At 69.7% G+C, this 17634-nt stretch carries 20 protein-coding genes and 2 riboswitches; of the genes, 7 read left to right on the top strand and 13 right to left on the bottom strand.

The features are described from left to right. Nucleotides 1-11: 11 nt before the first annotated feature. Complete coding sequence (locus AWC03_RS12340; RefSeq protein ID WP_244275253.1) at nucleotides 12-653, bottom strand: PAS and ANTAR domain-containing protein; 642 nt, start codon at nucleotides 651-653, stop codon at nucleotides 12-14. A gap of 139 nt (nucleotides 654-792) precedes the next feature. Continuing rightward, nucleotides 793-903: riboswitch (TPP riboswitch) on the top strand. On the opposite strand from AWC03_RS12340, the gene thiC reads away from it, so the two are divergent. From thiC to AWC03_RS12315, 5 genes are all read left to right on the top strand, one after another. Further along, entirely contained in the window at nucleotides 895-2562 is a 1668-nt protein-coding gene (gene thiC, locus AWC03_RS12335; RefSeq protein ID WP_420845671.1) for a phosphomethylpyrimidine synthase ThiC, read from the top strand. It overlaps the preceding riboswitch by 9 nt. After that, nucleotides 2559-3386, top strand: coding sequence for a bifunctional hydroxymethylpyrimidine kinase/phosphomethylpyrimidine kinase (gene thiD / locus AWC03_RS12330; RefSeq protein WP_085240751.1), 828 nt, complete (start codon nucleotides 2559-2561; stop codon nucleotides 3384-3386). Before thiC ends, thiD begins: the two co-directional genes overlap by 4 nt. Further along, entirely contained in the window at nucleotides 3383-4051 is a 669-nt protein-coding gene (locus AWC03_RS12325) for an alpha/beta hydrolase family protein (protein WP_085240750.1), read from the top strand. The genes thiD and AWC03_RS12325 overlap by 4 nt, the downstream gene beginning before the upstream one ends. A gap of 46 nt (nucleotides 4052-4097) precedes the next feature. Next, the gene (locus AWC03_RS12320; RefSeq protein WP_085240936.1) at nucleotides 4098-4532 is read left to right on the top strand and encodes a MarR family transcriptional regulator; all 435 of its coding nucleotides are present in this window, start codon (nucleotides 4098-4100) and stop codon (nucleotides 4530-4532) included. 20 nt (nucleotides 4533-4552) lie between these two features. Continuing rightward, nucleotides 4553-5422 (top strand): LLM class F420-dependent oxidoreductase, encoded by an 870-nt coding sequence (locus tag AWC03_RS12315; RefSeq protein ID WP_085240749.1) that lies wholly within the window; start codon nucleotides 4553-4555, stop codon nucleotides 5420-5422. Between the two features lie 16 nt (nucleotides 5423-5438). On the opposite strand, the gene AWC03_RS12310 is transcribed toward AWC03_RS12315, so the two are convergent. The 8 genes from AWC03_RS12310 to AWC03_RS12275 form a co-directional block, all read right to left on the bottom strand. Continuing rightward, nucleotides 5439-6938 carry a neutral zinc metallopeptidase gene (locus AWC03_RS12310; protein WP_142278377.1) on the bottom strand — a complete coding sequence of 500 codons (1500 nt, stop codon included), beginning with the start codon at nucleotides 6936-6938 and terminating at the stop codon, nucleotides 5439-5441. 194 nt (nucleotides 6939-7132) lie between these two features. Then, nucleotides 7133-7384, bottom strand: a complete 252-nt coding sequence (locus AWC03_RS12305; RefSeq protein ID WP_208859332.1) for a hypothetical protein — start codon at nucleotides 7382-7384, stop codon at nucleotides 7133-7135. 113 nt (nucleotides 7385-7497) lie between these two features. Further along, nucleotides 7498-8949, bottom strand: a complete 1452-nt coding sequence (locus tag AWC03_RS12300) for an HNH endonuclease signature motif containing protein (protein ID WP_085240746.1) — start codon at nucleotides 8947-8949, stop codon at nucleotides 7498-7500. 70 nt (nucleotides 8950-9019) lie between these two features. Next, nucleotides 9020-9460 (bottom strand): hypothetical protein, encoded by a 441-nt coding sequence (locus AWC03_RS12295; RefSeq protein WP_141659167.1) that lies wholly within the window; start codon nucleotides 9458-9460, stop codon nucleotides 9020-9022. A 34-nt stretch (nucleotides 9461-9494) separates the two neighbouring features. Continuing rightward, entirely contained in the window at nucleotides 9495-10967 is a 1473-nt protein-coding gene (locus AWC03_RS12290; RefSeq protein ID WP_085240744.1) for a M28 family peptidase, read from the bottom strand. Then, nucleotides 10964-12457: a M28 family metallopeptidase gene (locus tag AWC03_RS12285; RefSeq protein ID WP_085240743.1), complete on the bottom strand. Its 1494-nt coding sequence runs from the start codon at nucleotides 12455-12457 to the stop codon at nucleotides 10964-10966. The genes AWC03_RS12290 and AWC03_RS12285 overlap by 4 nt, the downstream gene beginning before the upstream one ends. 53 nt (nucleotides 12458-12510) lie before the next feature. Further along, nucleotides 12511-12936, bottom strand: a complete 426-nt coding sequence (locus AWC03_RS12280) for a DUF2752 domain-containing protein (RefSeq protein WP_085240742.1) — start codon at nucleotides 12934-12936, stop codon at nucleotides 12511-12513. A gap of 15 nt (nucleotides 12937-12951) precedes the next feature. Next, nucleotides 12952-13287 (bottom strand): CD225/dispanin family protein, encoded by a 336-nt coding sequence (locus tag AWC03_RS12275; RefSeq protein ID WP_085240741.1) that lies wholly within the window; start codon nucleotides 13285-13287, stop codon nucleotides 12952-12954. A 382-nt stretch (nucleotides 13288-13669) separates the two neighbouring features. Here AWC03_RS12275 and AWC03_RS12270 point away from each other — a divergent pair, with 382 nt between their 5' ends. Beyond that, entirely contained in the window at nucleotides 13670-14197 is a 528-nt protein-coding gene (locus AWC03_RS12270) for a serine/threonine protein kinase (protein ID WP_085240740.1), read from the top strand. A gap of 64 nt (nucleotides 14198-14261) precedes the next feature. After that, entirely contained in the window at nucleotides 14262-14783 is a 522-nt protein-coding gene (locus tag AWC03_RS12265; RefSeq protein ID WP_085240739.1) for a serine/threonine protein kinase, read from the top strand. 4 nt (nucleotides 14784-14787) lie between these two features. Here AWC03_RS12265 and AWC03_RS12260 read toward each other — a convergent pair whose 3' ends face one another. The 4 genes from AWC03_RS12260 to thiO all read right to left on the bottom strand — a co-directional run bounded on the left by AWC03_RS12260 (nucleotide 14788) and on the right by thiO (nucleotide 17501). Then, nucleotides 14788-15546 (bottom strand): SGNH/GDSL hydrolase family protein, encoded by a 759-nt coding sequence (locus AWC03_RS12260; protein WP_085240738.1) that lies wholly within the window; start codon nucleotides 15544-15546, stop codon nucleotides 14788-14790. Then, nucleotides 15543-16301, bottom strand: coding sequence for a thiazole synthase (gene thiG, locus AWC03_RS12255; protein WP_085240737.1), 759 nt, complete (start codon nucleotides 16299-16301; stop codon nucleotides 15543-15545). Before thiG ends, AWC03_RS12260 begins: the two co-directional genes overlap by 4 nt. Continuing rightward, on the bottom strand, nucleotides 16294-16491 hold the full coding sequence (gene thiS / locus AWC03_RS12250) for a sulfur carrier protein ThiS (protein WP_085240736.1): 198 nt from the start codon (nucleotides 16489-16491) through the stop codon (nucleotides 16294-16296). The genes thiG and thiS overlap by 8 nt, the downstream gene beginning before the upstream one ends. Next, the gene (gene thiO / locus AWC03_RS12245) at nucleotides 16488-17501 is read right to left on the bottom strand and encodes a glycine oxidase ThiO (protein ID WP_085240735.1); all 1014 of its coding nucleotides are present in this window, start codon (nucleotides 17499-17501) and stop codon (nucleotides 16488-16490) included. Before thiO ends, thiS begins: the two co-directional genes overlap by 4 nt. Continuing rightward, nucleotides 17493-17602, bottom strand: a riboswitch (TPP riboswitch). Its footprint overlaps the gene before it by 9 nt. Nucleotides 17603-17634: the final 32 nt, after the last annotated feature.

The following is a 17634-nucleotide window of genomic DNA, read 5'->3' as shown; positions in this document are numbered from 1 at the left end:
TATCACGCTGGTTACCCAGCAGACTCGGCGGATATCCGTTCGTGCACCGTGAGCAGCACGTGATCAAACTGACTTTGCAGGGCCGCGGTCGAACCGTCTAGGGTTGTCACCTCGGCGAGCAGTTGCCTGGCCAGCGCCCGCAGCTTCACGTTGGTCTCCTGCGACCGCCACTGCAGCACGCGAAATGCCTGCTCGGCGTTGACCCGGTAGACGTACATCAGCACGCCCTTGGCCTGTTCGATCGCCGCCCGGTTTTCCAAGAGGTCCGGCAGCGCCTCGTCGAGCACCTCCTGCCGGGCCTCGTCGAAGGTATCGGTGAGGTCGATGTAATACCCCGCGGTGCCGACCACGGCGCCCGACTCGTCGTGCATGCGGTCGGCCACGACAATTGCGTCGTGCACCTTGCCGGCGGTGTCGATGAACCGGTGCCGGCTGGAGAACGACTCCGCCGACTGCAGCGCGTAGTCGAGCACCTCCTGAACGTGCGCGCGGTCGTCGGGGTGCTTGTGCGACAACAACAACTTCGTCGTCGGCTCCACGGTGCCCGGTTCGTAGCCGTGCATTCTGGCCACCTCGTCGGACCACTCCCAGCGCTCACCGATGAACCAGAAGCGGAACGTTCCCACGTTCAGATGCCGGGCCACCGCCTCCACCGGGCTGAGCTGCCGGCCGCGGGGTCCGGCGGGCGTCGCCCCGTCCGCTTCCCCTTGCTCGTGCACGTTTGCATCCTCGCACCCGGGGGATACCACCGGCTACCACCCTGGCCAAATGGGGGTAACGTCGCGTGCGGACCATCCACAACGCGGGAGCGCACGTCCAATGCGCTGAGAGGACGGCTCGGGGCCGTCGACCGTACGAACCTGACCGGGTAATGCCGGCGTAGGGAGATGAGCAATGACCTTGGAACAAACCCCCGTCCTGTCCACAGCCGTCGAGGCCGCCGTGACCACCGGACCCATCGCGGGCAGCAGCAAGGCCTACCGCGAGGTGGAGGCACCCGGCACCGGTGCCCGCCTTCAGGTTCCGTTCCGGCGCGTGCACCTGTCCACCGGCGACCACTTCGACCTGTACGACACCTCCGGCCCCTACACCGATCCGGACGCGGTGATCGACCTGACGGCCGGGCTGCCGGCTCGGGCCGGCGTGGTCCGCGACCGCGGCACCCAGCTGCAGCGGGCCCGGGCCGGGGAGATCACCGCCGAGATGGCGTTCATCTCCGCCCGCGAGGGCGTGCCCGCCGAGCTGGTGCGCGACGAGGTCGCCCGCGGCCGCGCGGTGATCCCGGCCAACCACAACCACCCCGAGAGCGAGCCGATGATCATCGGCAAGGCCTTCGCGGTCAAGGTCAACGCCAACATCGGCAACTCGGCGGTGACCAGCTCGATCGCCGAGGAGGTCGACAAGATGGTGTGGGCCACCCGCTGGGGCGCGGACACCATCATGGACCTGTCCACCGGGAAGAACATTCACGAGACGCGCGAGTGGATCCTGCGCAACTCCCCCGTGCCGGTCGGCACGGTGCCGATCTACCAGGCGCTGGAAAAGGTCAAGGGCGATCCCACGGAGCTGACCTGGGAGATCTACCGCGACACCGTGATCGAGCAGTGCGAGCAGGGCGTGGACTACATGACCGTGCACGCCGGCGTGCTGCTGCGCTACGTCCCCCTGACCGCCAAACGGGTCACCGGCATCGTGTCCCGCGGCGGTTCCATCATGGCGGCATGGTGCCTGGCGCATCACCGGGAGTCGTTCCTCTACACCAACTTCGAGGAGCTCTGCGACATCTTCGCGCGCTACGACGTCACCTTCTCCCTCGGTGACGGCCTGCGGCCCGGCTCGATCGCCGACGCCAACGACGCCGCCCAGTTCGCCGAGCTGCGCACCCTGGGCGAGCTCACGAAGATCGCGAAATCCCATGGCGCGCAGGTGATGATCGAGGGCCCCGGGCACGTCCCGATGCACAAGATCGTCGAGAACGTGCGGCTGGAAGAGGAGCTGTGCGAGGAGGCGCCGTTCTACACGCTGGGCCCGCTCGCCACTGACATCGCGCCGGCCTACGACCACATCACCTCGGCGATCGGCGCGGCGATCATCGCCCAGGCCGGCACCGCGATGCTGTGCTACGTGACCCCCAAGGAGCACCTGGGGCTGCCGGACCGCAAGGACGTCAAGGACGGGGTGATCGCGTACAAGATCGCCGCCCACTCCGCCGACCTGGCCAAGGGGCATCCACACGCCCAGGAGCGGGACAACGCACTTTCGCAGGCGCGCTTCGAGTTCCGCTGGAACGACCAGTTCGCATTGTCGCTGGACCCGGACACCGCCAAGGAATTCCACGACGAGACGCTGCCCGCGGAGCCCGCCAAGACCGCGCACTTCTGCTCGATGTGCGGGCCCAAGTTCTGCTCGATGCGGATCACCGCCGACGTCCGGGCCTACGCCGCCGAGCACGGGCTGGACAGCGAGGAGGCGATCGAGGCCGCCATGCAGGCCGGGATGGCCGAGAAGTCACAGGAGTTCGCCGAGCACGGCAACCGGGTGTACCTGCCCATCACCCAGTGAGCTACCTGCCGCTGCCTGCGCCCGGCACCACGCCGCTGCGCGTGCTGACGATCGCCGGGTCCGACTCGGGCGGCGGCGCGGGCATCGAGGCCGACATGCGCACCATGGCGCTGCTGGGGGTGCATGCCTGCGTCGCGGTCTCCGCGGTGACCGTGCAGAACACGCTGGGCGTCAACGGCTTTCACGAGGTACCCGGCGAGGTCGTCGCCGGCCAGATCGACGCGGTGGTCACCGACATCGGCGTCCATGCCGCCAAGACCGGGATGCTGGCGTCGTCGGCCATCGTCGACACGGTCGCGGCCACCTGGCGGCGGTTGCGGCTGACGGTGCCGCTCGTCGTCGATCCGGTCTGCGCGTCCATGCACGGTGACGCGCTGCTGGAGGCGTCCGCGTTGGATTCCCTTCGCGACCAACTGTTTCCGTTGGCCACGCTGGTGACGCCCAACCTCGACGAGGTCCGGTTGCTGGTCGGCATCGACGTCGTGGACGTGGAGTCGCAGCGGGCGGCCGCCAAGGCGCTGCACGCGCTGGGACCGCGCTGGGTGCTGGTCAAGGGCGGGCACCTCCGATCGTCCGACCGCAGTTGCGACCTGCTCTATGACGGCGCCGGGTTCCACGAGTTCGACTCGGAGCGCCTGCCCGGCGGCAATGACCACGGCGGCGGCGACACGCTGGCCTCCGCCGTGGCGTGCGCGTTGGCGCACGGGTACTCGGTTCCCGACGCGGTCGGGTTCGGGAAGCGATGGGTGACCGAATGCCTGCGCGCCGCCTATCCGCTGGGCCACGGCCACGGCCCCGTCTCCCCCCTGTTCCGGCTGACATGATCGCCCGCTTCTCCCCCGCAAGCGGGCGGTGCCCCCACCTCGATCCGATCGCCGGTGTCGCGCACCAACCCGACGGGCAACCCGCCGGAGTGGTGGTGCTGACCCACGGGGCCGGTGGCAACCGGGATTCGCCGTTGCTGCAGCAGGTTTGCGACGAATGGGCGCGCCGCGGCTGGCTCGCGGTCCGCTACAACCTGCCGTACCGGCGACGCCGGCCCACCGGCCCACCTTCAGGCTCGGCGGCCGCCGACCGCGCCGGGATCGTCGAGGCGATCACGCTGTGCCGCGGCCTGGCCGACGGTCCGTTGATCGCCGGCGGGCACTCCTACGGCGGGCGGCAGACGTCGATGGTGGTGGCCGCCCGCGAAGCTTTTCCTGTTGAAGTCGACATGCTGACACTGTTCTCCTACCCGGTGCATCCGCCGGGGAAGCCGGAGCGGACCCGCACCGAGCACCTGCCCGACATCAGGGTGCCGACGGTGTTTACGCACGGGACGTCGGACCCCTTCGGCACGCCCGACGAGTTGCGCGCCGCCGCCGCGCTGGTCACCGGCACGACCGCCGTTGTCGAGATCGCCGGCGCGCGACACGATCTGCGGTCCAAGACCCTGAACGTGCCCGCACTGGCGGTCGATGCCGCGCTGCAGCTGCTCGGCCGCAATTAGACAGCCTGGACTGGACAGTTTCAGCTGTCTAATTTAGGCTGGTGTGGTGGACGGCATCACCGAATCGGCAGCCGCGGCGGCCCGCGATCTGCGGGTGGTTGTCAGCCGGCTGCGACGCCGACTGAAGGACCTCGCCACCGACGACGACCTGAGTCCGTCGCAGACGGCGGTGCTCAACCGGCTCTGGAAAGAGGGCGCCTCATCGGCGAGCGTCCTGGCTTCGGCCGAGCGGGTACGTCCACAGTCCATGGCCACGATAGTGGCCGCCCTCGAGCAGCGCGGGCTCATCGCGCGCACACCCGACCCGGAAGACCGTCGGCGACAACTGATTTCGTTGACGGCGGCGGGCCGGCGGCGCGCCGAGAGCAACCGGCAGGTCCGGGAGGAGTGGCTGGCGCGCGCCATTCACGAGCGGTATTCCGAACGCGAGCGTCGCGTCATCCTCGACGCGTTGGCGCTGCTCGAGCGCTTGACCGATTGACGAGAAGGGCAAGGGCCGCAATGGAACTGGCAATACACTTCATCGACTTTCTACCCGGCGACCCCGCGGCGCTGGGCCCCACGCTGGCCGACGCGGCGAAGGCCGCCGAGCAGGGCGGGGCGACGCTGTTCACGCTGGCCGACCATTTCTTTCAGATGGAGGCCGTGGGACGCGCCGAGGACCCGTTCCTCGAGGGCTACACGTCGCTGGGTTTCCTGGCGGGGCAGACCGCCAGCATCGACCTGAGCCTGCTGGTCACCGGGGTCACCTACCGCTATCCGGGGATGCTGGCCAAGGCGGTCACCACGCTCGACGTCCTGTCGCAGGGCCGCTCGATGCTGGGGCTCGGCGCGGCCTGGTACGACCGCGAGCACGCCGCCCTCGGCTTCCCCTATCCCCCGGTGAGCCAGCGCTTCGAGATGCTCGAAGAGACGCTGCAGATCTGCCGGCAGATGTGGAGCGACGACGACGGGCCCTACCACGGCAAGCATTACCAGCTGGCCGAGACGATCTGTTCACCCCAACCGATTCGGCGCCCGCCGATCCTGATCGGTGGGAACGGCGAGAAGAAGACGCTGCGCCTGGTGGCCCAGTACGCCGACGTCTGGAACAGCACCACGAGCGACGCCGACGAACTCGGGCACAAGATCGAGGTGCTGCACCGCCATTGCGAGACGGTCGGCCGGGACCCGAGCGAAATCCGCAAGACCGTGGGCCATTTCGTGAATCCCTTCGAGGACCCCGACGGCTACCTCAAGACCGCCGAGCGCTACGCCGAACTGGGCGTCGAGATGGTCAACGGCGGCCCGTTCCCGGGTAACCCGGATCCGGTCGGCTTCATCCGCCGCCTCGGCGACGAGGTGATACCCAGGCTCGCGGAAATCGGCTGACAGGGCGGCCGTTCGCTCACCCCGGATAGCGGGAGTAGCACGCGTCCATGTTGCCGGCCACGCCGCCGCGAAAGGCCGCTATCCGGGTGAAACCGGCCGGCACGCTGGTGCCGTCGGCGTCACTGGCGACGACGGGGTTGGTGAGCAAGCCCGCCACCGCCTCGTCGAGATCGCCGGCCGTGAGCAGCAACTGCTTCTGCGACGACAACTCGATGGGTTCGGCCATCTTGCGGTGCACCACGCCGGTCAGGCACGCGGTGCGCAGCGCGGTCCACGGGCTCTGCATGGCCAGCCCGCGTTCGTGCTGCACGGCCAGCGCGTACCGCGACATCACGATCGAGAGCGCGGTGTCGTCGCCCTGCGGCAGGGTCTGTTCGTTCTCGTCGGCGACCTTGCCCATCGCCGCCAGCTTGGGCAGGTCGACGACGATCGTGTTGCTGGCCGGGCAGTAGGACGCCGGCGGGCTGGCCTTGGCGTCCGGGCAGCCGGCCGCCCGGTAGGACAACGCGGGCGGATTCTTCGGGGAGAACACCTTTCCCAGGAGTTCCATCAGGGTGGACAGGGTGTCCCGGTCGAGCGGGACTTCACCGGTCTCCGGGTTCCCGGTGCTGGTGTCGACCCGCAGCGCGTTGGGCAGGTCGCCGCGGCGCTGCTCGATTTCCGCCTTGTCGATCCCCGCGCAGGCCTGGGCGCCGTCGATGAAGCCCATCTGGAAGGCGCTGACGCGGTCCAGGGCCGACCCATGTTCGTCGTCGTTGTCGATGTCGTTGTCCAGGACGGGGTCCCGGGTGGTGATGATGCCCGCCAGCACGTGGTCGAGCCCGTCGGCGGTGCTCAGCGTGAACCGCGGCGACTTGCCGTCGGCCACCCAGAACAGGTAGACACCCGCGAAGCAGTCGGCCTGCTGCTCGCGCACGATCGTCGGGTCACGCCTGGTCACCAGCTTCGCCATGGCCTGCAGGGCGTGGCCGAATTCGTGGGCCAGCACACCGTTGACGGACATGTCGCCGAAATACCGCTGCGCGACGGGCATGAACACCCCGCGGTCCCAGGCGATCAGGTTGCACCGCGACGTGTAGAAGGCGTTGACGAGTTCGTAAGTGTCGTTGTGGCAAACGATGGGGCTGGCCGGATCCTTGGAGTTGTACGAGACCATCTTGCCGACCGGAACGAAACGCCCTTTCAGCGATTGGCCGTACACCGACTTCCAGTATTCCTCGATATCGTTGACCGACAGCAACGACAATTTGTCGATCTCGCCGTTGTCGGTGTTGACCACCGTGCCGGTCGGGTCGGGCGCGTTGGTGCGGATCCCACTGGGGCCGTTCGTCGCGGGCAGGCCGCCCACCCGGAACGGGTCGTTGAGCATCGACAACGCGCGCCCGTCGACGAAGGATGTGCAGCCCGCCAGCACGATCGCCGCCGCCGCGCAGCTCCACGCCGCCCGCAGCAAGGCGGCCGCCCGGTGGGGGCGGCGGCCGTCCGGCCGACGTCGACTGCGCGCGCGGCTGTTCATACCAACCCCATCCCGACCGGCTGCAGGGCAGCACCAAAGGGATTCATTCTAGAGCGGTTGGCTAACTACGACAGCACGAATGCGTACGCCAGTGAATGCCGGCCCCGCAGCGGATGCCCGCCGTCGCGCGCCGGTGACCACCGAGGAACGGGCAATCTTCCGGCGGGCGGTCCCGGCGCAGACAGCGAACTCTCCTACGGGCGCGGCGTGGGCGTCTGCTGGGGTCCCATCGGGCCGCCCGGACCCATGCCGCCCGGGCCCATCATGCCGCCCGGACCCATCATTCCGCCGGGGCCCATCATCGGGCAGGTGCCGGCACGGCCGGGGCCGTACCCGTGGTGCCACCCGTCGTGGTGGGCCGAGGACCAGCCCAGGAGCAGCCCCGAGAAGAAGATCACCGCGACGACGAACACGATGCCGGCGACGATGACCACCCACGCGGCCACTTGACCCAGCCGACTGTGCGCGCCCAAGCGATGTTCAACACTGGTTTCAGGAGTTTGTGTCATATCCCGAACGATGTCACACGCATACCCACCGGGGGTAGGGACCATTGGCCCTAGAAGGGCGGCGGTTCATCGTCGTCCGGTGGTGCTGGGCCGGCGGGTGACGGTTGGGTGGCCAGTCGGCGCCGACGGTTGCGCCGGCGTTCGGCGGCGACGTGGTGGGCCCGGTTCTGGGCGCGGGTGCGGACGCGGAGGGGCATCCTCGCGGTGCGCTGGCCGCAGCGCTCGCGCGGTGTCGGGGCGGGCACGTCGCCGGTGGGCGCGCACAAGCCGGGGAACAGCAACGCGCTACCGGGTGTGGTGACGTAGCCGTGCCCGTCGGGGAGCCGCCAGATGACGGTGCCGTCGGGCAGCTGTTCGTCGTGCCAGCCCCAGAACGTCTTGAGTAAATGATGTTGGCGGCAAAGGGCTTTCAGGTTGGATGGATGAGTCAAGCCGCCCTCGGCGTACGGGATCGTGTGGTCGATGTCGCAGTCGGCGGCGGGCCGGTCACACCCCGGCGCCCGGCAGGTCAGGTCGCGGCAGCGTACGAAGTCGGCCAGCCGGGTCGAGGGGGTGTAGCGCTGTTCGGGCTGGGTGGGGATGCTCAGCGGGACCAGCTTGGCCGAGCGCGCCAGTTCGACGATCAGCTCGGCAGAGATCAGTCCGTCGGCACCCAACTCCGAGCCCGGAGCCGACCCGTGTCCCCGGATGCTGGCCTGCTCGGCGATGACATGGATGACGACCGGCGTTGCCGGGGGCCGCTTTCCGGCCGCACAGTCGAGGCGGCCGCAGCGGCAGCCCAGCCGATCGGCTGCGGCCGCCAGCGCCCCCAGCGCGTCGGCGCGCCGCTGGTCGCGGCTGCGCGGGTCATGCGCGCACACCGTGTCCGCGACCGCGTCCAACCGCCGCTCCAGGGCATGGGCGTCCGGGCTGGACAGGCTGCCGTGAATCTCGGACATGCCCCCCTCGAGATCGTCGATCCACACCCCGCGCTCGGTCTGGCACTGCTCGCGACGGCGCACCGCATCGACATCGGCCTTCGTCACGACCTTGTCGACCTCGCCCGCCAGCCGGCCCCGGGTCATCGAGGGCCACCGCGCCGCGCGCGCCGCCAGCTCGGCGTCCACCGCGGCCAGCACCTCGGCATCGGTGATCAGATCGGTGCGATACACGATGGTCTGAAACAGGCGGAAACCAATGTCGCCGGCCCGAAACACCGCCGCCACCCGCGGCAGCCGCTCGCGCATGGCCAGCGCATAGCGCATGAAGCTGCCGGCCATCGCCAAGCTGACCCGGAACGCCGCGGCCACCTCGGCCCCCACCGCCGCCCAGGTGTCCACCGCCCAGTCCGCTTCCTCGCCCCGCTGAGCGCGGCGCAGCTCGAACAGATCCCCGATGGCGTCCAACCGATCCGCCACCGCCTGGGCCTCCAAGCGCCATGACGCACACATCCGGTCCACCAGCGCGCGCGACCGCTCGCAGCGCGGTGGCTCCCAGTACTCATGCGTCCGGCTATCGAACATGTGTTCGAGCGTAACCGATGCCACTGACGGTCAGATCGGGAAAGCCGCGGGTTGTGGATAACCCCGCCGATCACATCCCCGCGCCGAAGCCCATCGCGACGAGCGCCGCGGCCACCAACGCGACCAGCATCAGGATTTCAGGCCACGGTCGCCACGGCCGGGCTTCGATGGCGTACGACATGACCTTGATCGGCCCGGCCGGCGACGGGGGTTCCTGCTCGCGGGTCAACGGTGCGTAGAACTGGTGAAAGTACAGCTGGATCAGCGTCGCGCCGACCCAAAGCCCGATGAGGAAACTCACCGGCTTCACCCCCGCGAGGAACAGCACGATCACCATCGCGGCGGCGAGCATGAGTGACGCCGCATCCGATTTCGCCGTCGCCCGGACCTTACCGCCGTAAGCCTTGTCCAGCGCGGCGCGGCGACGCCGGTACGGCAGCATGAAGAAGGTGAACTTACCGAGAATGTGCGCACCGGCCAGGACGGCGAGCACGGTAGCCGCGATGGTCACCGACACAGTCTCACAAAACGGGAGTCCGATTGCGCTACGGCACCCGGGTCCGATGCCGTTTGTCGTGCGGGGGCACGCCGTTGACGCCGCCGATCGACTGGGCGTAGCTGCCCACCGCGTATGCGACGCCGGAACCCATGACGGCCAACGCATCCCGGTTGATGTTGTCGACGGTCTCGCGGGGGCCCTGGTAGTTGGGATCGAACGGGACGCCGGCCTGACCGCCCCATAGCCGGGCCTGCACCGTGGTCTTCTGCTGCGTGGCGCCCGCGGTCATGCCTCCGATCGGCACCCCCGCGACCATGAAGGGGTGATAGTCGGCACGAGTGCTCAGCGGCATGTCAGCGGGTCGCTTCCCGGCCAGGTTCAGATAGGCGGCCAGGGTGCGCTCGATGCCGGCCGACCCGTCGGGCACGTCCGCGTAGGTCACCCCCGGCGCAGGCGGGCCGGACTGGTCACCGTCTTCGGTGAAGAAGCCCGCGTTGGGTGAACCCAGCGTGGTGAAGTTCAGGTACAGCGCGATGTCGTTGAGCTGGTCGCTGTTCATGCCGAACACGTAGTCCATCACGCCGTTGAGCCCGTCCTCGTCGGCACCCCAGAACGCGAACCTGACCGCGTTGTTCACCGGCGCCAGCGGGCCCAGCTGCAACGCCGTCTCCAGCACCGCGGCCACACCGGTCCCGTCGTCGTTGATGCCGGGACCGCCGCGGGGGCCGTCGAGATGCGCGCCGACCATGACCACTTCGTGCGGCGATCCGGTCTTGGTCTGCGCCAACACGTTTCGCGATGTGATCGTCATGTTGCGGGCGTCGAGCACCAGGCGGATGGGAGCGCTTGCGCCGGCGAGCGAACTCGCGGCGTACGGACCGGCGACGGCGACCGGCACGGTCAGCTGCTTGAAGTAACCCGGGGTGAACAACGTGGGCGGGGCGCCCTGGCCGGCCGGGGCGCTGAGCACGACCAGCGCGGCCGCCCCCTTGGCCACCGCGACGTTCTGCTTGTCCACCACCGAGCAACGCGCGTCGTCGACGACGGCGATCGAGCCCTTGGGCAGCCCGGAAGGGTAATCGCCGGCCGCACAGCCCGAGGGCTGGCTGGGCCGGACCGGTTGGCCGCTCAGGCCGCCGGGCGGGGTCTGCACCAGCAGCGAGGCCTGGTCGACGGCATAACTGCGGCCGGCCACGGTCATCGCCGGCCTGCCCGGGGAAACGGTGTACACCCGGTCGAACTGGGGCGTCACCACCTCGAAACCCCTGTCGCGCAAGGCCTTCGCCACGTAGTCGACGCTGGCGTCGTAGCCGGGTGTGTCGTCCGCGCGGTTCCCCTTGTTGGCGTCGGCGATGTTCTGCAACGCGTGCAGGTGGGCGAGCATCCGGTCGGCGGTCACCTTCTCCGCCAGCGCCCGACCCAGGTCCGGTGCGGCCGCGGGCGCCCCCGGCCGGTGCGACGAGCAGCCGGCCAGCAGCGCGGCCACCAGCAGCAGTGTCACCCCCAGGCGGCGGGTCATGGCTTGCTCAGCGTGTGACGTGTGCGGTCCTCCCGCACGGGAACCCCGTTGCGACCGTTGACGTCCTGGGCGTACAGACCCACGGCGTAGGCGACCCCGCCGCCGTTGACCCCCAGTGCCGACCGGTCGATGTGCTCGAGGGTGTCGGTCTTCTGGTGATAGTTGGGGTCGAACGGCTGGTCGGCCGCCCCGCCCCACAGCTTGGCCTGGTCGGCGGACATCTTCGCCTCGGCGCCGGAGAACAGGCCGCCGGCGGGGACGCCCGCAAGGGTGAATCCGTCGTAGTCGGAGCGTCCGTCGAACGCGGTGTCCTGGGCGGTCTTCCCGGCGGACTTCAGGTAGGCCACCAGCGTGCGCTCGATGCCGGCCGACCCCTCCGGTACCACCGGCTGGCCACGGGCGTCGGCCGGCAGCGATTGGTCCCCGTCATAGGTGAAGTAGCCGGGATTCGGGGACGCGAGCATGTCGAAATTCAGGTAGAGCGCAATGCTTTTGAGCGCGGCCAGGTCCAGCGACTCGACGTAGTTGCGCGAGCCGATCAGGCCGAGTTCCTCCGCGCCCCAGAACCCGAACCGTACCGCGTTGCGCACCTGTGGCGAACTCCCCAGCCGAAGCGCGGTTTCCAGCACCGCGGCCACCCCCGAACCGTCGTCGTTGATGCCCGGCCCGTCGGGCACGCTGTCCAGGTGCGCGCCCGCCATGACGACGTTGGCCGTCGACCCCGTCTTGGTCTGCGCAATCACGTTGCGGGCCTTGAAGCTCTGGACGCTCGCGTTCAGTTTGATGGTGGCGGGCCCGGGCCGGGTGCGCAATTGCACGCCCACGGACTTGGTCACGCCCACCACCGGGATCTTGACGTACGTGTCCGGCCCCAGGGTGCCACCCATCTGTTGTTCGTCGACGTTGTCGGCGACGATCATCGCGGCCACCCCGTGTTGCGCCGCGACGTCCTCCTTCTGGGCGAAGGGGCAGGTGCCGCGGTCCACGAGCACCACGGCCCCCTGCACCGGGAGGTTGCCGTAATCCGATGCCGCGCACCCGAGGGCGTTGCTGGCGGGCAGGGCCACCAGCGGCCCGCTCACCCCCTCCGGGGGGGTGCCGAGGCTGAAGTCGAGCGCGCGCGCCTCCACCTCCAGGCCACCGACGGTCACCACCGGCTTGTCCCCGTGGAACACCCGCGCCGAGAACTCGGGGGTGGCCACGTCGAAACCGCTGCCGCGCAACGCGTTTACCACGTAGTCGACGCTCGCCTCGTAGCCGGGGGTGCCCACCGCCCGGGTCCCGTTGTTGGCGTTGGCAATGTCCTGGAGCTTTGCCAGGTGGGCCATCATCGCGTCGGTCGTGACTTTGTCGTGCAGGGCGCCGGCGAACTTGACCGCGTCGGGGTCACCGGTCGCCGGTTGCGAGGTCCGATGGAAGCAGCCGGCCGAGAATGCGGTCACGGCGACCATGACGAGCGCCGCCGGGATCGTCGCGCGTTTCTTCACCATCGCGCCCCAGGTTAGACCGCGTCACCAGCGGCCGGGTTCAGGACACGGCGGTGTCAGACGTAGAGCGCATTGAAAGGCGCAACGGGAACGTTGCGCGCCACAAACCACGCCGCGACCAGCGCCAGCGTCACGGCCGCGGCCCAGCGGCGGTGTTGCCAGCTGCGGACCCGCCGGCCCGCCAGGCGTCCATAGGTCCAGGCGAGGTACGCCCACACCAACAGCACGACGGCCGCCAGGCCCAACGCGTTGAACCTGGCGGCCGCCATCACATTGCCGTGCATCAGGGAATACAGCATGCGCAGGCTGCCGCATCCCGGGCAGTCGATTCCCAACAGCGCCTTGGTGGGACACACGGGCAGCGGTCCGTTGGGGGTGGTCGGGTCACCCGCCCAGATGGCGGCGCACATCAACGTCGTGGAAGCCGCCACCACCAGTGGCGCGCCCAGACTCTGCGGCACCGATACCGGGCGGGTCACCATGGTCGCGAGCCGGGCCTAGAACATCGCGGCCAGCGCCGCATTGGTGTTCGTGTTCAGCGCGCCGACCGCCATCAAGATGCCGTAGATGATGCCGACGACGACGCCGATGACCGCCGACCAGATCACCCACTTCTTGGCGCTGTCGGCGGATGCCTGCGCCTCGGCATAACGGCCTTGTGCCCAAAGACCGTTGACCTGGCTGGACTTGACGATCGCCACGATCCCGAACGGGAGACAGCAGAACAGGGTCACCAGGATGGACCACACCAAGTAGTTGTTCGGTGCTTGTCCGGCGGGCTGCGGCGGCGGATAACCAGGCGGCGGTGGGGGTGGTGCCGGCGGCTGTGTCATGGATTCTCCAGTCCCGAGAAGTTAGCTGGCGTGAAGCGGTGCTAACCATACCCGAGCACACTCACGGCGGCACTGGCAATTTGAAAATCTCCCCTGCACGCGCCGGCGCGCGGCACAACGCTCTCGAGGGGCTCAAGCCCCGGCCGGCCCCGCCGCCTTCCCGGCGATCGCCGGAAGCACACGTGAGACACGTGCATTAGCAAGGCTTTTGGTGACCAACGATTCGTCGGCACCGCGCCGCGGTGTCGAGAAGGATGCCCAGACAGACAATTTCCGGCGGAATGTGTTGCTTTGTCACGACATAGCTCTACGATCCCTACATAGCGGACGCGTGTTTCTCCGGTGAGCGACGCCGGTTCGACAACCGCCTAGGAGTCACAGGATGGTGCATTCCAGCAACGCGCTGCGGGCCGCGACGGCCGCGGTGCTGGCGGGCGGTTTCGCCTTAGCGGGCGCGGCCACCGCAACCGCGGATCCCGCCAATACGGGTAGTACGTCGGACATCAACACGCTCGCGGCATCGCTGTCGAAGGGCTACGGCCTGAACAACTGCACCACCCAGAGCATCACCACCGGCGAACTGGCTTCGCTGACCTGCGGGCAGAGCCCCGACCCGAGCGGACCGGTCCAGGCCAAGTACATCCTGTTCAACAACGCCGACAACCTGGCCGGCTCGTTCAAGGCGAGCATCAATGACGACGTGCTGGGCGCCTGCGGGGACAGCGGCCAATCGCCCACCAACTGGCACCAGGGCAGCAACAGCGGCAACGCCGGGCGGGTGGCGTGTGGGACGTATCGAAACGCCGCCGAGATCATCTGGACCACCGAAGCCAAGAACATCTTGAGCTACATCCGCGGATCCAACGCCGACGCCGCGGCGCTGTACCAGTGGTGGCGGGCCAACGGCTGAGATTTTCGTTGGGGGGCAACGGTTTTCTGCACCACCCATCCAACAACCGCAAGGAGTCAACCACATGTCACATCCCACCACCGCGCTGCGCGCCGTGTCCGCCGCAGTGCTCACCGGCAGCCTGGCCCTGGCGGGTAGCGCACCCGCGGCCGCCGAACCCAACACCGGCAGCGCCGCCGACATGAACACGCTGGCCGCCAACCTCTCGAAGGGTTACGGCCTGAACAACTGCAAGCCGCAGGAGCTGACCGAATCGGGCGAACTGGCCGAACTGCTGTGCGGTCAGAGCCCCGACCCGAGCGGACCGGGCTCCGGTGTCTACGCCCTCTTCTCCAACGGCACGAACCTGGCCTCCGCGTTCAGCTCCACCATCAAGGACGTGTCGCTGGCCGCGTGCGGGGACGCCGGGCAGTCACCGGGGACCTGGAAGCAGAACGGCCAGACGGGCGGGCAGATCGCCTGCGGCACCTACAAGAACTACGCGACGTTGACCTGGACCACCGACGCCAAGAACGTGCTGGGCCACCTCACCTCGTCCAGCTCCGACGTCAACGCGCTCTACCAGTGGTGGCGCACGAACGGCTGACCCGTCACCACAGCGCGGCCACCAGTCCGGCGACGGCGCGCATCCCGGCGGCGTTCGGGTGCAGCGGCGCCGCCCGACCCGGCAGCGGTACACCGGGTCTGGTGGTCCACGGCTCGGCCGACCACGCGTGGTGTTCGCGGCTGGCCGCCGCGGCGCGGACCACCTCGCACCCCGTTGCGCTCGCCGCGTCGGCCGTGAGCCCTTCCAGCGTCGCGGCCACGTGGCGACCGAGGTCGGCGTCCGCGCCCGAAAGCGGGGCGGCCGGCGTGCCCGCGGGCGGCAGGACGGTCAGGTAGTCGACGAACATCACCCGGGCCCGCGGGGCACGCCCGCGCGCCGCGTGACCGACCGTGCACAGCGATTCGAACACCGCGTCCAGGGCCCGATTCCGCGCGTCGGTGTCCAGCAACTCGGAGATGCGCGCACCCAGCAGCGGCAGCCGCCGGAACGGGCGCGGCAGGGCGGCGGCCATCAGCAGCGGGATGTAGCCGACGTCGTTGCCGCCGATCGTGATGGTCACCAGGCTTTCCGAACCGTTCAGGGCGGTGATCTGTGGCGGCGCGCCGCGCTGGCGGTCGGCGAGGACGTGGGCGGTGGTCGCGCCGGAAAAGGTGACGTCTACCAGTTCGAGGCCGCACCGGCGCGCGACCAGGTGCGGATAGTTGCGCGCGGACCGGCCCGAGCCCCAGGGAGCGCCCGTGGCCCTGGGCCGGATGCCGGGACCGGCCGCCATCGAACTCCCCAGCGCCACATACCGTTTCATCGTTGCGGGCTGGAGGCCTGCGCCCAGAAGCGTTTGGGAATCCGCCCGGCCCGGCGGGCCAGGTAGCCGGCGGTGACGGCGGCGGCCATCGCGGCCGCCATCGCCGCCGGGTCGGCTGCCCGGGTCACGGCGGTGGCCAAAAGCACGGCGTCGCAACCCAGTTCCATCGCCAGCGCGGCGTCGCTGGCGGTGCCGATGCCGGCGTCGAGCACCACCGGGACGCCGGCCCGGGCGACGATCATCTCGATGTTGTGCGGGTTGGTGATGCCCAGCCCGGTGCCGATCGGCGAACCGAGCGGCATGACCGCCGCGCACCCGGCGTCTTCGAGCCGGCGCGCCAACACCGGGTCGTCGTTGGTGTAGGGCAGCACGACGAACCCGTCATCGACCAATTGCTCTGCCGCCCGGACCAATTCGACCGCATCGGGCAGCAGCGTGCGTTCGTCGGCGATGACCTCCAGCTTGACCCAGTTCGTGTTCAGCGCCTCGCGGGCCAGTTGCGCGGTGAGCACCGCCTCGGCCGCGCCGCGGCACCCCGCGGTATTGGGCAGCGGCGTGATGCCAAGCCGGTTGAGCAGGTCCAGCAGCCCCGTCCCGCCGTCGGCGTCGACGCGCCGCATCGCGACGGTGGTCAACTCGGTGCCCGAGGCGACCAGCGCCTCTTCCAGCGCCGCCAGGCTGCTCGCTCCCCCGGTGCCCATGATGAGCCGCGAGGCGAAGCTGCGGTCGCCGATCGTGAGTTTCGCTTCAGCCACCCTGCACCGCCGTCACCACCTCGAGTCGAGCGCCATCGAAAAGTGTTGTTGTCCAGCTGGATCGGGGCAGGACGGCGTCGCCCATCGCCACCGCGACGCCCCGGTCCGGGTAGCCCAGCGACGCCAGCAGCGCGGCCACCGTGGTCTGCTCGTCGATCTCGACCTGCTGCTCGTTCACCACGACGATCATGACGGGGCTCCGACCGGGGCCAACTGGGAGACGATTTCTTCCGCGGTCCACGGCGCCAGCAGAAACCCGGACCGGCCGTGGCCGCCGGCGACCAGGGTTCGCTCGTCCAGGCGCCGCACCAGCGGCAAGTTGTCGGGTGTCATCGGGCGCAGCCCGGCGGCGCACTCGGCCAGCTCGTACTCGCCCAGCGCCGGCAGCACCGCGCAGGCGTCGTCGAGCAGGTCGCGCACCCCGGACACGACCGGGGCGGTGTCGCGCCCGTGTTCGTACTGGGTGGCCCCGACGACCACCCCGTCCGGGCGCGGCACCAGGTAGACCTGCCGCCCGCGCACGCGGGCGCGAATGACGCGCTGCGGCACCGGCATACAGCCGCGCCGCCAGCGCAGGCGCAGCACCTCCCCCTTGACCGGGCGCACAGGCAGGCCGGGCCACAACGCGGGGGCGTCGATGCCGTTGGCGATCACCACGGCGTCGCCCTCGACCGCGGACAGCTCGTGCGCCGGCGCCGCCCAGCACACCCCCAGGCGCTCGCACTCCGCCGAGAGGGCTTGCAGCACCGCGCGGTTGTCCACCGCCAGCTCCGTGGGCGCCCGGAAGCCGTGCCGGATGCCCTGGGCCAGCAGCGGTTCGATGTCCCGGGCGGCCGACTCCCAGATCACCGGGTGCCCCTGCGCGGACAACCACTCGGCGACGGTGCGCAGGTCCGCGACGTCGGCCCGGTCGACGGCCACCACCAGCGACTCCCGGGCGGTGACCACCTGCGGCGGCAGGCCATCGAGGAAACCCTCACGCCACAGCCGCAGCGACTCGCACCCCAGCCGCAACAGCCGTTCCTCGCCGGGCCAGCCTTCGCTGTGCGGGGCCAGCATGCCGCCGGCGACCCACGACGCGCCCTTGTCGGCGGTGCGGTGCACCCGCACCGACCAGCCGGCCTGCGCAGCGCGGCGCGCCACCGCGAGCCCGATGACGCCGCCGCCGATGACCGCCAACGACCCAGGGTCTGTTGGCATCCTTGGCCTCCCTTCGCCGGCATGACCCGGATCAGGTGTGACGGTAAGGGCGGGCGCGCCCACTCTCAGACCCCGTTCCTGGGACTCCCGTGTCTCACTGAGTTCTTCGGCTTCCACGCTAGCGCGCTAGCGT

The sequence above is a fragment of the Mycobacterium europaeum genome (genome assembly GCF_002102155.1).
Taxonomy (GTDB): domain Bacteria; phylum Actinomycetota; class Actinomycetes; order Mycobacteriales; family Mycobacteriaceae; genus Mycobacterium; species Mycobacterium europaeum.
The sequence above is the reverse complement of the archived record's forward strand: the minus strand, read 5'-3'. Positions and strand labels throughout refer to the sequence as shown.

Bases quoted from the DNA above. Each gene is read 5' to 3' on its own strand.
- thiC (WP_420845671.1), top strand. From the start codon at position 895: ATGACCTTGGAACAAACCCCCGTCCTGTCCACAGCCGTCGAGGCCGCC.
- AWC03_RS12290 (WP_085240744.1), bottom strand. From the start codon at position 10,967: ATGACCCGCCGCCTGGGGGTGACACTGCTGCTGGTGGCCGCGCTGCTG.
- thiS (WP_085240736.1), bottom strand. From the start codon at position 16,491: ATGATCGTCGTGGTGAACGAGCAGCAGGTCGAGATCGACGAGCAGACC.
- AWC03_RS12315 (WP_085240749.1), top strand. From the start codon at position 4,553: ATGGAACTGGCAATACACTTCATCGACTTTCTACCCGGCGACCCCGCG.
- AWC03_RS12285 (WP_085240743.1), bottom strand. From the start codon at position 12,457: ATGGTGAAGAAACGCGCGACGATCCCGGCGGCGCTCGTCATGGTCGCC.
- AWC03_RS12300 (WP_085240746.1), bottom strand. From the start codon at position 8,949: ATGTTCGATAGCCGGACGCATGAGTACTGGGAGCCACCGCGCTGCGAG.
- AWC03_RS12260 (WP_085240738.1), bottom strand. From the start codon at position 15,546: ATGAAACGGTATGTGGCGCTGGGGAGTTCGATGGCGGCCGGTCCCGGC.
- AWC03_RS12280 (WP_085240742.1), bottom strand. From the start codon at position 12,936: ATGGTGACCCGCCCGGTATCGGTGCCGCAGAGTCTGGGCGCGCCACTG.
- AWC03_RS12310 (WP_142278377.1), bottom strand. From the start codon at position 6,938: ATGAACAGCCGCGCGCGCAGTCGACGTCGGCCGGACGGCCGCCGCCCC.
- AWC03_RS12275 (WP_085240741.1), bottom strand. From the start codon at position 13,287: ATGACACAGCCGCCGGCACCACCCCCACCGCCGCCTGGTTATCCGCCG.
- thiO (WP_085240735.1), bottom strand. From the start codon at position 17,501: ATGCCAACAGACCCTGGGTCGTTGGCGGTCATCGGCGGCGGCGTCATC.
- AWC03_RS12265 (WP_085240739.1), top strand. From the start codon at position 14,262: ATGTCACATCCCACCACCGCGCTGCGCGCCGTGTCCGCCGCAGTGCTC.
- AWC03_RS12270 (WP_085240740.1), top strand. From the start codon at position 13,670: ATGGTGCATTCCAGCAACGCGCTGCGGGCCGCGACGGCCGCGGTGCTG.
- AWC03_RS12325 (WP_085240750.1), top strand. From the start codon at position 3,383: ATGATCGCCCGCTTCTCCCCCGCAAGCGGGCGGTGCCCCCACCTCGAT.